The following is an 11,880-nucleotide window of genomic DNA, read 5'->3' as shown; positions in this document are numbered from 1 at the left end:
GTCCTTTTTGTTTTTGTTAGCGCAGAGGCCAATGTTGATGACAGGCGTGGCGAACGGCAGCGGCGCTGGCCAGCTTGAGCAGGTCGCGGCTCAGGCGTTGACATTCGGCTTCATGCAGCTGACGCACGCGGTCCTTGATTTCACCGATCTGCACCGGGCTCACCGACAGTTCAGTGACGCCCAGGCCGATCAGCACCGGCGTCGCCAACGGGTCGGAGGCGAGGGCGCCGCAGACACCAACCCAGCGCTTGTGTACCGCCGCACCCTCGCAGGTCATGGCGATCAGGCGCAGCAACGCCGGGTGCAGGGCATCGACCCGCGCCGCCAGCCCGGCGTGGTCGCGGTCCATGGCCAGGGTGTATTGCGACAGATCGTTGGTGCCGATCGAGAGGAAGTCGGCGTGTTCGGCCAGTTGCTCGGCTTGCAGCGCGGCGGCGGGGACTTCGATCATCACGCCGATCTCCGGGCGCTCGGTAATCCCCTGCTCAAGGCACAAGGCATCAACGCGCTGGCGGATGTGCAGCAGCTCGTCGACCTCGGTGACCATCGGCAACAGAATCCGGCAACGCGGCAACGGCGTGACCTGCAACAGCGCGCGCAGTTGCTGATCGAGAATTTCCGGGCGCGCCTGCGCCAGACGAATGCCGCGCAATCCGAGCACCGGGTTGGCCTCGGCGGGCAGCGGCAGGTAGTCGAGTTGCTTGTCGCCACCGACGTCTATGGTGCGGATGATCACCGACTTGTCGCCCATGGCATCAATCACCGCTTGATAGGCGCTGCGCTGTTCTTCGACGTCGGGTGCCGTCTGGCGATCGACGAAGAGAAACTCGGTGCGCAACAGGCCGACGCCATCGGCACCGTTGGCAAAAGCGTCTGCCGCTTCGTTGCTTGAGGCGACATTGGCGACCACTTCGATGTGCACGCCATTGCGCGTTTCAGCGGGCAAATGGGCTTTGGCCTGTTGGCTGTCGCGGCGCTGCCGGCGCTCGATTTGTGCCTCTTGCACTTCGCTCAGGCGCTCGGCGTTTGGCGTCAATTCGAGGCGCCCGCCGTCGGCGTCGAGCACCACGGCCTGATCCTGCGGCTGCTCAAGCAATTGCGCGCCCAAAGCGACGAGGCACGGCAGACCTTTGCCGCGTGCCAGTATCGCGACGTGCGAGGTCGCGCCACCTTCTGCCATGCACAACCCGGCGACACCTTGCGCACTGAGTTGCAGCAGATCCGACGGCGTCAGTTCGTGGGCGGCAACGATGGCTCCGGCCGGAACCTGGTATTGCCAGACCTCGCCGAGCAGAGCGCGCAGGACGCGCTGCTTGAGGTCGCGCAAATCGTTGGCACGTTCGGCCAGCAGCGGACTGCCGGTGCCTTGCAGCATGTCGCACTGGGTGTCGATCGACTGACTCCAGGCGTGCGTCGCTGCGGTGCCTTGCGCGATGAATTGCTGCGCGGCGTCGAGCAGGGCCGGGTCTTCGAGCAGCGCCATGTGTGCGGCGAAGATCGCTTCTTCGTCGGCGTTCCTGTGCTTTTTCGCCTGGGCGAGGGTGGCGGCGATTTCGCTGCGCACCGCGTTCAATGCCGTTTCAAGAATCGGCTGCTGTTGCACCGGATCGTGGTTGCCCGCATCCGCCGGCAAGGTGATCGCGTTCAAGCGAAACAGCGGCCCGGCGACCAGCCCCGGCGCCGCGCAGACACCGTGCAACACGCCAGCCTCGGCCGGGCGTTTCAGCGCGGCTGTGGTGGTCGGCGCTTGCGCGTGATGATCGTCCGGCAGCGCCGTGGCCAATGCGCTGAGCAGAGCTTGCAATGCGGCATCGGCGTCCGGTCCCTGACAACTGACCTGCACCTCATCCTGCTCACCAATCGCCAGCCCCATCAAACCGATCAGGCTGTTGCACGGCGCCGATTTACCGTTGAAGTGCAGCTGTGAATGGCTGCTGAAACCCTGGGCGGTCTGACGGATCAGCGCAGCGGGGCGCGCATGCAAGCCGCCGCGATGAGCGACCCGCACTTGGCCACGAACCTCAGGCCCGCCGCTTGTATCGGTATTCGCCGCCACCACATTGCGCGCGATGATGTGCAGCAGCGGCTCGCCGACTTTCACTGTTTTGAGGGTGATCGGCCGCACCTGAAAATCCGCGCTGTTGGTCAGGATCAACAGGCTGACCAGGCTTTTGCAGTGCTGGCCGACCTTGTCCAGGTCATAGCGCAGCAGCGGCTGACCGAGGCTGACGCGATCGCTTTCCTTGACCAGCATGGCGAAACCTTCACCGTTCAATTCAACGGTGTCGAGACCCAGATGCAGGAGGATTTCCGCGCCGTTGTCGGCGCGCACGGTCACCGCATGGCTGCTGCGCGCGACGTGGATGACCACGCCGGCGCAGGGCGAATACAGCGTGTCGTTGAGCGGGTCGATGGCGATGCCGTCGCCCATCGCGCCACTGGCGAACACCGCGTCCGGGACGTTGGCGAGCGTCAGCACCGGGCCGCTGAGCGGGGCGCTGAGGGTCAGCTCTTTATTGTTGTCGGGCATGGCTGGGTCTCATCAGTTGAATCTCGGTTCGATGTCCCCTGTAGGAGCTGCCGAAGGCTGCGATCTTTTGATCTTGTTTTTTCGCTACGTGAAAAAAACAAAAGATCGCAGCCTTCGGCAGCTCCTACAGGGAGTACATCCGTCAACGGCTATCAGTGCGTGCGGGTCACTTTGCTCAAATGGCGCGGCTGATCCGGGTCCATGCCCCGCGCCACGGCCAGGCCTGCGGCCATCACGTAGAAACTCTGGATCGCCAGAATCGGGTCGAGGGCCGGGTGTTCGGCGCGTGTCAAGGTCAGGTCGCGCTCGTTCACGTCATCTGGCGCGGCGAGCAAGACCCGGGCGCCGCGTTGACGCATCTCTGCCGCGAGGCTCAGCAGGCCGGCCTGCTCGGCGCCGCGCGGGGCGAAAACCAGCAGCGGATAGTGTTCGTCGATCAGTGCCATCGGGCCGTGACGGACTTCGGCACTGCTGAACGCTTCGGCCTGAATCGCCGAGGTTTCCTTGAACTTCAGCGCCGCTTCCTGAGCAATCGCGAAACCGGCGCCACGGCCGATCACCATCAGGCGCTCGCAATCGCGCAGGGCTTCGATGGCCACGCTCCAGTCCTGTTTAGCCGCTTCGCGCAGGCCTTCTGGCAGCGCATCGTGGGCTTGCAGCAATTCGCTGTCCTCTTTCCAGTGCGCGATCAAACGCGCGCTGGCGCTGAGGGTGGCGATAAAACTCTTGGTCGCGGCGACGCTGCTTTCCGTGCCGGCGAGCAGCGGCAGGCTGAATTCACAGGCCGCTTCCAGTGGCGAATCGGCAGCGTTAACCATCGACACGCTCAGCGCGCCACGCTTGCGCAACAGGCGCAGGCTGTTGACCAGATCCGGGCTCTGCCCCGACTGCGAAAACGCGAACGCGACCTGACCGCTGACTTTCAGCGGCGCCTGCTGCATGGTCACCACCGACATCGGCAACGAGGCCACCGGCACGCCCAGTTGCTGCATGGTCAGGTAGGCGAAGTAGCTCGCCGCGTGGTCGGAGCTGCCACGGGCGACGGTCATCGCCACTTGCGGCGGCTGGCGGCGCAGGCGCCCGGCGATCTCGATCATCGGCGCGTCGAGCTGTTGCAGTTGGGCTTGCACGGCCTCGAACGAGGACAGCGCCTCTTCAAGCATTTTTGAAGTCAATGTCTTCTCCTTCGACCATGACGGCGGTCAGTGTGAGTGAGCGATCGAGCCGCACGCAGTCGGCCCAGGCGCCGGGGGCAAGGCGCCCGCGTTCGGTGATGCCGAGATAGTCGGCGGGAAATTGCGACAGACGCTGCGAGGCTTCGGCGATCGGCAAACCGATCTTCACCAGATTGCGCAGGGCCTGATCCATGGTCAGGGTGCTGCCGGCCAGCGTGCCGTCGGGCAGACGCACGCCGCCCAGGCATTTGGTCACGGTGTGGCTGCCAAGCTTGTATTCACCGTCGGGCATGCCGGCGGCGGCGGTCGAATCGGTGACGCAATACAGGCACGGGATCGAACGCAGGGCCACGCGGATGGCGCCGGGGTGCACGTGCAGCAGATCGGGAATCAGCTCGGCGTATTTGGCGTGCGCCAGTGCCGCGCCGACGATTCCCGGCTCGCGGTGATGCAGCGGGCTCATGGCGTTGTAGAGGTGGGTGAAACTGCTGGCACCGGCAGCCAATGCGGCGACGCCTTCCTCGTAGCTGCCGAGGGTGTGGCCGATCTGCATGCGGATGCCACGGCGGCTCAGCTCGCGAATCAATGCATCGTGGCCGGCGATTTCCGGGGCGATGGTGATGACGCGGATCGGCGCCAGCGCCAGATATTCTTCGACTTCGGCCATCAACGCGGTGTGGGCGAAGTTCGGTTGAGCGCCGAGTTTTCCCGGATTGATGTACGGGCCTTCAAGGTGCACGCCAAGCACTCGCGCGGCGCCTTTCGGACGCTGTTCGCAGAATTCTCCTACCTCTTTCAAGACGCTGGAAATCTCCGCACTCGGCGCGGTCATGGTCGTGGCCAACAGCGAGGTGGTGCCAAAGCGCACGTGGGTTTTGCTGATGGTTTCGAAGGCGTCGGCGCCTTCCATGATGTCTTTGCCGCCGCCGCCATGCACATGCAGGTCGATGAAGCCCGGCAGCAGATAGGGCAGATCGTTAGCCGCCGGATCGCAGGGCACGCCTTCGATCGACACGATCTTGCCGTGTTCGTGAATCAGCCGGCCGCGAACCCAGCCGCTGGCGGTGAGGATGTTGTCTTCGGACATTTTCGTTCTCGCTTGGGGCCGCGCTCAGCGACGCGGCTCTTTATCTACGAAGCTCTTTATCTACGAAGCTCTGCAACAAAGTCGTAGTAGTCATTGCGGCAATAGGTGTCGGTGACTTCGATCGGTGTGTTGTCTTCCAGATAGCCGACCCGGGTCATCAGCAGCATGGCGGTGCCGGGGGCGATGCCGACCAGTGCGGCGAATTCGTCCGAGGCGTTGATTGCCTGGATGTGCTGAAGGGCGCGGACGATCGGTTTGCCGATGCCGTCGAGGTATTCGTACAGCGAATCGCCCACCGCTTGCGGCCTGGGCATGATCGACGCGGGCAGGGTGCTCATTTCGATCGCCATGACCGTGTCATCGGCTTTGCGCAGGCGCTTCATGCGCGCCACCTTGTCATTCGGCGACAGGCTGAGGCGGATCAGTTCTTCGTGGGTTGGGAGGGTGATCTCCCGCTCCAGCCATTTCGAACTCGGCACGAAACCTTTCAGGCGCAGCATTTCGCTGAAGCCGGAAAGACGCGACAGAGGTTGTTCCAGGCGTGGGGTGATGAAGGTGCCCGAGCCTTGCAGGCGGCGGATCAGGCCTTGCTCGAGCAAGACTTCCAGCGCCTTGCGTGCGGTGACCCGGGAGATGCCGAGCTGGTCGCTGAGATTGCGCTCGGACGGCATCGCCTGTTCGGCCTTCCACTGCCCGGCATGAATCGCCGCTTCCAGATTGCGCGCCAGTTGCAAGTACAGCGGCGTCGGCTGGGAATCGTCGGGACGTAGGGGCTGGAGGTCGTTCATGTAGGTCGTTTCCGTCGCGAGTATAGGATTGTTGTGGCTCGCTTGTGCAACGGAAGCTAATACCACTTGAATACCATGTCAACGCGATGAACCGGCGTATGACCCAATGGATTGGCGGTTTTCAGGGGGCAGTGTTTAAAGTGGTATTAGTGATGGCCTATAAAAAGCAAAAGATCGCAGCCTGCGACAGCTTCTACAGTTGAGAGTGGTATCACCCCTGTAGGCGCCGTCGCAGGCTGCGATCTTTTGATTTATTTTTTTTGCGGTGACCAGCGGTCGAGGTTACGGACGAATCTCGATCATCGTGCCGTCCGGTACCAGATTCCAAACTTCACGCATGTCGACGTTGCGCATGGCGATGCAGCCGTCGGTCCAGTCGAGGGTATGGAACAACTGCTCCGGGTTGTCTGCCGAGTCCGGGGTGCCGTGGATCATGATCATCCCGCCAGGCTCGACGCCTTCACGACGTGCGCGGGCGGCATCGCTGATGTTCGGGTAGGAGATGTGCATCGACAGGTTGAATTTCTCGCTGGTCTTGCGCCAGTCGATCCAATAGAAACCTTCGGGTGTGCGTTTGTCGCCCTCGATCAGTTTCGGGCCTTTCTTCGCGCCCTTGCCCAAGGAAATGCGATAGGTCTTCAGGGACTTGCCGTCGGCAATCAACTGCAGTTGGTGGGCCGATTTCAGTACCAGGACTTTTTCGATCAGTGGAGTGTTCGAGGGCGTCACGGTGGTCACGAATGACGCTTGCGAAACGCTGACGAACGACAGGCACAACAGGGCAAGCAACCAACGCATTGAAACGATTCCCCAAGAATGACGCAGACACATAGTGATAGATGCAGGTGTGGTTATCGGCAGGGTGCCGCGAAGCTCAAGTGATCGCCGGCTGCACCAGTGGCGGAATCGACTCCGAACGCACCGGGTAAATCTCGCTGCGCCGATCAGCAAAGAAGCATTCCAGAGTACGCCCGACCGTGCGGAAAGCCAGCTCGTCCCAGGGAATGTCGGCTTCTTCGAACAGCTGCACTTCAAGGCTTTCCGGCCCGGCCGCGTATTGCAGATCGGCCAGTTCGGCGCGGAAGAACACATGCACCTGGCTGATGTGCGGCACATCGATCAGCGTGTAGATGCTCAGGTTGCGTACCCGGGCGCAGGCTTCCTCGGCGGTTTCGCGGATGGCGGCCTGCTCGATGGTCTCGCCGTTTTCCATGAAACCGGCGGGCAGCGTCCAGTAACCGAGACGCGGCTCGATGGCGCGGCGGCAGAGCAGCACTTTCGTCCCCCAGGTCGGTACGCACCCGGCGACGATATTGGGATTCTGGTAGTGAATGGTCTGACAGCTGTCGCAGACAAATCGCAGCCGCGAGTCGCCTTCGGGAATGCGCTGGGTGACCGGGTTACCGCAGTGGCTGCAAAATTTCATGCTCGGGTTCCTGAATGCTGCGCCTATCTTGGCGTGCAGCGGGGCCGGTCGGCAAGTTGTCGTTTCGCGACACGACGGGTTTCGGGGGCTTGGGCGCTCGCTTTGATTGGTGCATGATGCGGAGCAAGGCACCGATCGAGAACACTCATGCTGGACGAGCTACTGCATAGGGTAAGCAACCACACACCGCGCACGCTGGAGACCGACGCACGTTTCCCCGAAGCCGCCGTGCTGGTGCCGATCACCCGCAGTGACGAACCGGAACTGGTCCTGACCCTGCGTGCCAGCGGGCTTTCGACCCACGGCGGCGAGGTCGCCTTCCCCGGAGGGCGCCGCGACCCGGAAGACCCGGACCTGATCTTCACCGCGCTGCGCGAAGCCGAAGAAGAAATCGGCCTGCCGCCGGGTCTGGTCGAAGTCATCGGCCCGCTGAGTCCGCTGATTTCCCTGCACGGCATCAAGGTAACGCCGTATGTCGGGGTGATTCCCGACTTTGTCGAATACCAGCCCAACGATGCCGAGATCGCCGCCGTCTTCAGCGTACCGCTGGAATTCTTCCGCAAGGACCCGCGCGAGCATACCCATCGCATCGACTATCAGGGCCGCAGCTGGTACGTGCCGAGCTATCGCTACGGCGAGTACAAGATCTGGGGCCTGACGGCGATCATGATCGTCGAGTTGATCAACCTGCTCTATGACGCCAAAATCAGCCTGCACCGACCGCCGAAAAGTTTTATCGATACCTGAGCCGTCGTTCGAACGGCCGTGAGCCCGAGGAAAACAAAATGAAATACCGCCTGGGCGACGCCCGTGTCGAAACCCATCCACAGAGCTGGGTCGCGCCCAATGCCGTACTGGTGGGCAAGGTCCGCCTGGAAGAGGGCGCCAACGTCTGGTTCAACGCCGTATTGCGCGGCGACAACGAACTGATCCTCATCGGCAAGAACAGCAACGTGCAGGATGGCACGGTGATGCACACCGACATGGGCTATCCACTGACCATCGGTACCGGCGTGACCATCGGCCACAACGCCATGCTCCACGGCTGCACGGTCGGCGATTACAGCCTGATCGGCATCAACGCGGTGATTCTCAATGGCGCGAAGATCGGCAAGAACTGCATCATCGGCGCCAATTCCCTGATCGGCGAAGGCAAGGAAATTCCCGACGGTTCGCTGGTGATGGGCTCGCCGGGCAAGGTAGTGCGTGAACTGACCGAGGCGCAGAAAAAGATGCTCGAAGCCAGCGCCGCGCACTATGTGCATAACTCGCAGCGTTACGCCCGCGATCTGGTCGAGCAGGAACAATGACGACTGTTGAACGACCCGTTGCCTCGCCGTGTGTGAATATCTGCGCGCTGGACGAAGATGACGTTTGTACCGGGTGCCAGCGCACGGTCGCGGAGATCACCCGCTGGGGCCGCATGAACAATGACGAGCGCCGCGTGGTGCTGGGGTTGTGTCATGAACGGGCGAAGGCGAGTGGATTGGTCTGGATGATTCCCGCGAAGTCAGGCGTCTGAACCACCGCTTTCGCGAGCAGGCTCGCTCCCACTTTGAAATGCATTCAAATGTGGGAGCGAGCCTGCTCGCGAAGACGTCGGTCCTGTCACCGCACCTATTGGCGCAATACCAGCGCTCAAGTAACCTGTGCGCCAAATCGACAGGCCGCCCCCATGATCTTTCTCATCGCCTACATCAGCAGCGTCGTGCTGATCAACTTCGCCTTTTCCACCGCACCGCACCTGGACATCATCTGGTCGGCCTGGGGCGGGCTGGTGTTCGTGCTGCGCGACATGGTGCAAACCCGCTTCGGTCACGGCGCGATCGTGGCGATGCTGGCGGCGCTGGTGCTTTCCTACATCACCTCCGACCCTTCCATCGCGCTGGCCAGCGCCACGGCGTTCGCGATCTCCGAGTGCATCGACTGGCTGGTGTTCAGCATCACCAAGCGGCCATTGCGCGACCGTCTATGGATCAGTTCGGCGCTGAGCATTCCGCTGGATACCTTCATCTTTTTCGGCATGATCGACGCCTTGACGCCGCTGGTGATCATCACCGCGCTGGCCTCGAAGTTCGCCGGCGTTACCGCCGTCTGGCTGATCATGGCCTGGCGTGATCGCAAACAGGCTGTCGCCAGCTGAAGCCAAACCCTCGGGTTCATGTAAAATGCCGCGCTTTCTCCCCATGGAAAGCGCACTTGCGTGGCTTTCCTCGATGATCCGCTTCCTTTGAGGACCTGAGATGACCCGTATCGGAACTCCATTGTCGCCAACCGCGACCCGCGTATTGCTGTGTGGCTGTGGTGAGTTGGGCAAGGAAGTGGTAATCGAACTGCAGCGCCTGGGCGTTGAAGTGGTTGCCGTCGACCGCTACGCCAACGCGCCGGCCATGCAAGTCGCCCATCGCAGCCACGTGATCAACATGCTCGACGGCGCCGCCCTGCGTGCAGTCATCGAAGCCGAGAAGCCGCACTTCATCGTGCCGGAAATCGAAGCCATCGCCACCGCCACGCTGGTCGAGCTGGAAGCCGAAGGCTTCACCGTGATTCCGACCGCGCGTGCGGCGCAACTGACCATGAACCGCGAAGGTATTCGTCGTCTGGCTGCCGAAGAGTTGGATCTGCCGACTTCGCCGTACCACTTTGCCGACACCTTCGAGGACTACAGCAAAGCCGTTCAGGACCTGGGTTTCCCCTGCGTGGTCAAGCCGGTAATGAGTTCGTCGGGCAAGGGTCAGAGCCTGCTGCGCAGCGCCGATGATGTGCAAAAAGCCTGGGATTACGCGCAAGAGGGCGGTCGCGCCGGCAAAGGTCGGGTGATCATCGAAGGTTTCATCGATTTCGATTACGAAATCACCCTGCTGACCGTGCGCCACATTGGCGGCACCACGTTCTGCGCACCGGTCGGTCACCGTCAGGAGAAGGGTGACTATCAGGAATCCTGGCAGCCGCAGGCCATGAGCCCGATTGCTCTGGCTGAATCCGAGCGTGTTGCCAAAGCTGTGACGGAAGCGCTGGGTGGCCGTGGTCTGTTCGGCGTCGAGCTGTTCATCAAGGGCGACCAGGTGTGGTTCAGCGAAGTCTCGCCACGGCCGCATGACACCGGGCTGGTGACGCTGATTTCTCAGGACCTGTCGCAGTTCGCCCTGCATGCCCGCGCCATTCTCGGCCTGCCGGTACCGCTGATCCGTCAGTTCGGCCCGTCGGCGTCGGCAGTGATTCTGGTTGAAGGCCAGTCGACCCAGACCGCATTCGCCAATCTGGGCGCTGCGTTGAGCGAGCCGGATACCGCGCTGCGTCTGTTCGGCAAGCCGGAAGTGAACGGTCAGCGCCGCATGGGCGTGGCGCTGGCGCGGGATGAGTCGATCGAGGCTGCTCGCGCCAAGGCGACCCGTGCGTCGCAGGCGGTTGTTGTCGAGCTGTAAACCGGGTCGCGGCATCCATTCGCGAGCAGGCTCGCTCCCACATTTGGAATGCATTTCCCTGTGGGAGCGAGCCTGCTCGCGAAGCTCTTGATCTTCTGTCAGGCAACCTGATTCAGATCGTTATTGCGCGTCTCCTTCAAACACAACACCGCGATCAGGCTCAACACCGCTGCCGCCGACACATACCCGCCGACATAGCTCAACCCGCCCATCGCCACCAGTTTCTGCGCAAAGAACGGCGCCGCCGAGGCCCCGACGATGCCGCCCAGGTTGTACGCCGCTGAAGCGCCGGTATAACGCACGTGGGTCGGAAACAGCTCAGGCAACAGCGCGCCCATCGGTGCGAATGTCACGCCCATCAAAAACAACTCGATGCACAGAAACAGCGCCACGCCCCAGGTCGAGCCCTGCGTCAGCAACGGTTCCATCAGGAATCCGGACAGAATCGCCAGCACACCACCGATGATCAGCACCGGTTTGCGCCCGTAACGATCGCTGGCCCAAGCGGATAATGGCGTCGCTGCGGCCATGAACAACACGGCAAAGCACAGCAGGCCCAAGAACGTTTCGCGGCTATAACCCAGCGTGGCCACGCCGTAGCTCAGGGAAAATACCGTCGAAATGTAGAACAGCGCATAGCACACCACCATCGCCGCCGCACCGAGCAAGGTCGGCGCCCAGTATTGGCTGAACAACTCGACCAGCGGCACTTTCACTCGCTCCTGACGGGCGATCGCATTGGCGAACACTGGCGTTTCATGCAATTTGAGGCGCACATACAGGCCGACCATCACCAGCGCCGCGCTGAGCAGAAACGGAATGCGCCAGCCCCAGCTGCGGAACTGTTCATCATCCAGCGTCATCGCCAGGGTCAGGAACAGGCCGTTGGCTGCAAGAAAACCAATCGATGGCCCGAGCTGCGGGAACATGCCGAACCACGCGCGTTTGCCCTTCGGCGCGTTCTCCGTAGCCAGTAGCGCCGCACCGCCCCATTCGCCGCCAAGGCCCAGGCCCTGACCGAAACGCAGCACGCACAGCAGAATCGGCGCCCAGGCACCAATGCTGTCGTAGCCCGGTAGCACGCCAATCAAGGTGGTGCACACGCCCATCAACAGCAGCGAGGCGACCAGCGTCGATTTACGGCCGATACGGTCGCCGAAGTGGCCAAACAGTGCCGAACCCAGTGGTCGGGCGAGGAAGGCAATGCCGAAAGTGAGAAACGCCGAAAGCATCTGCGCCGTGCCGGAGGTCTGCGGAAAGAACACCGGCCCGATCACCAGCGCCGCAGCAGTGGCGTAAACGTAGAAGTCGTAGAACTCGATAGCAGTGCCGATAAAGCTTGCCGTGGCCACGCGGGTGGCGGAATTGGTCGGCTGGGCAGGCGCGGTTTCGCTGTAAGCGGTATGGGTCGTCATGCGGTGATCCCTGACAGTCATGAGCTCCAGTGGA

12 protein-coding genes are annotated in these 11,880 nt (G+C 62.3%); 5 read left to right on the top strand and 7 right to left on the bottom strand.

Translation table 11 applies throughout. The features are described 5' to 3' along the window. Nucleotides 1-16: 16 nt before the first annotated feature. From ptsP to AC0Z5Z_RS09570, 6 genes are all read right to left on the bottom strand, one after another. Nucleotides 17-2,530 (bottom strand): phosphoenolpyruvate--protein phosphotransferase, encoded by a 2,514-nt coding sequence (gene ptsP / locus AC0Z5Z_RS09595; RefSeq protein ID WP_485610990.1) that lies wholly within the window; start codon nucleotides 2,528-2,530, stop codon nucleotides 17-19. 152 nt (nucleotides 2,531-2,682) lie between these two features. After that, nucleotides 2,683-3,705, bottom strand: coding sequence for an SIS domain-containing protein (locus AC0Z5Z_RS09590; RefSeq protein WP_095180442.1), 1,023 nt, complete (start codon nucleotides 3,703-3,705; stop codon nucleotides 2,683-2,685). Continuing rightward, nucleotides 3,686-4,792, bottom strand: coding sequence for an N-acetylglucosamine-6-phosphate deacetylase (gene nagA, locus AC0Z5Z_RS09585; RefSeq protein ID WP_460160412.1), 1,107 nt, complete (start codon nucleotides 4,790-4,792; stop codon nucleotides 3,686-3,688). Before nagA ends, AC0Z5Z_RS09590 begins: the two co-directional genes overlap by 20 nt. A 56-nt stretch (nucleotides 4,793-4,848) precedes the next feature. Continuing rightward, nucleotides 4,849-5,580: a GntR family transcriptional regulator gene (locus AC0Z5Z_RS09580; protein ID WP_056783114.1), complete on the bottom strand. Its 732-nt coding sequence runs from the start codon at nucleotides 5,578-5,580 to the stop codon at nucleotides 4,849-4,851. A gap of 282 nt (nucleotides 5,581-5,862) precedes the next feature. Next, nucleotides 5,863-6,378 carry a L,D-transpeptidase family protein gene (locus tag AC0Z5Z_RS09575; protein ID WP_485610989.1) on the bottom strand — a complete coding sequence of 172 codons (516 nt, stop codon included), beginning with the start codon at nucleotides 6,376-6,378 and terminating at the stop codon, nucleotides 5,863-5,865. 76 nt (nucleotides 6,379-6,454) lie between these two features. Then, nucleotides 6,455-7,006 carry an NUDIX hydrolase gene (locus AC0Z5Z_RS09570; protein WP_150636236.1) on the bottom strand — a complete coding sequence of 184 codons (552 nt, stop codon included), beginning with the start codon at nucleotides 7,004-7,006 and terminating at the stop codon, nucleotides 6,455-6,457. 147 nt (nucleotides 7,007-7,153) lie between these two features. On the opposite strand from AC0Z5Z_RS09570, the gene AC0Z5Z_RS09565 reads away from it, so the two are divergent. The 5 genes from AC0Z5Z_RS09565 (at nucleotide 7,154) to purT (ending at nucleotide 10,431) form a co-directional block, all read left to right on the top strand. Then, nucleotides 7,154-7,753 (top strand): CoA pyrophosphatase, encoded by a 600-nt coding sequence (locus AC0Z5Z_RS09565; protein ID WP_122610740.1) that lies wholly within the window; start codon nucleotides 7,154-7,156, stop codon nucleotides 7,751-7,753. 38 nt (nucleotides 7,754-7,791) lie between these two features. After that, entirely contained in the window at nucleotides 7,792-8,316 is a 525-nt protein-coding gene (locus tag AC0Z5Z_RS09560; protein ID WP_016771546.1) for a gamma carbonic anhydrase family protein, read from the top strand. After that, nucleotides 8,313-8,528: a DUF1289 domain-containing protein gene (locus AC0Z5Z_RS09555; RefSeq protein WP_039759143.1), complete on the top strand. Its 216-nt coding sequence runs from the start codon at nucleotides 8,313-8,315 to the stop codon at nucleotides 8,526-8,528. The genes AC0Z5Z_RS09560 and AC0Z5Z_RS09555 overlap by 4 nt, the downstream gene beginning before the upstream one ends. Nucleotides 8,529-8,681: 153 nt before the next feature. After that, nucleotides 8,682-9,149, top strand: a complete 468-nt coding sequence (locus tag AC0Z5Z_RS09550; protein WP_485610988.1) for a preQ0 transporter — start codon at nucleotides 8,682-8,684, stop codon at nucleotides 9,147-9,149. Between the two features lie 100 nt (nucleotides 9,150-9,249). Next, the gene (gene purT, locus AC0Z5Z_RS09545) at nucleotides 9,250-10,431 is read left to right on the top strand and encodes a formate-dependent phosphoribosylglycinamide formyltransferase (protein WP_150742857.1); all 1,182 of its coding nucleotides are present in this window, start codon (nucleotides 9,250-9,252) and stop codon (nucleotides 10,429-10,431) included. Nucleotides 10,432-10,529: 98 nt separating this feature from the next. Here the strand turns inward: purT and AC0Z5Z_RS09540 are convergent, their stop codons facing one another. Continuing rightward, nucleotides 10,530-11,846, bottom strand: a complete 1,317-nt coding sequence (locus tag AC0Z5Z_RS09540) for an MFS transporter (RefSeq protein WP_041478199.1) — start codon at nucleotides 11,844-11,846, stop codon at nucleotides 10,530-10,532. Nucleotides 11,847-11,880 lie beyond the last annotated feature (34 nt).

The sequence above is a fragment of the Pseudomonas sp. 1L-E-NC-VB-C3 genome, assembly GCF_057291535.1.
Note: the sequence above shows the minus strand (reverse complement) of the source record. Positions and strands in the feature narration are given on the sequence as shown.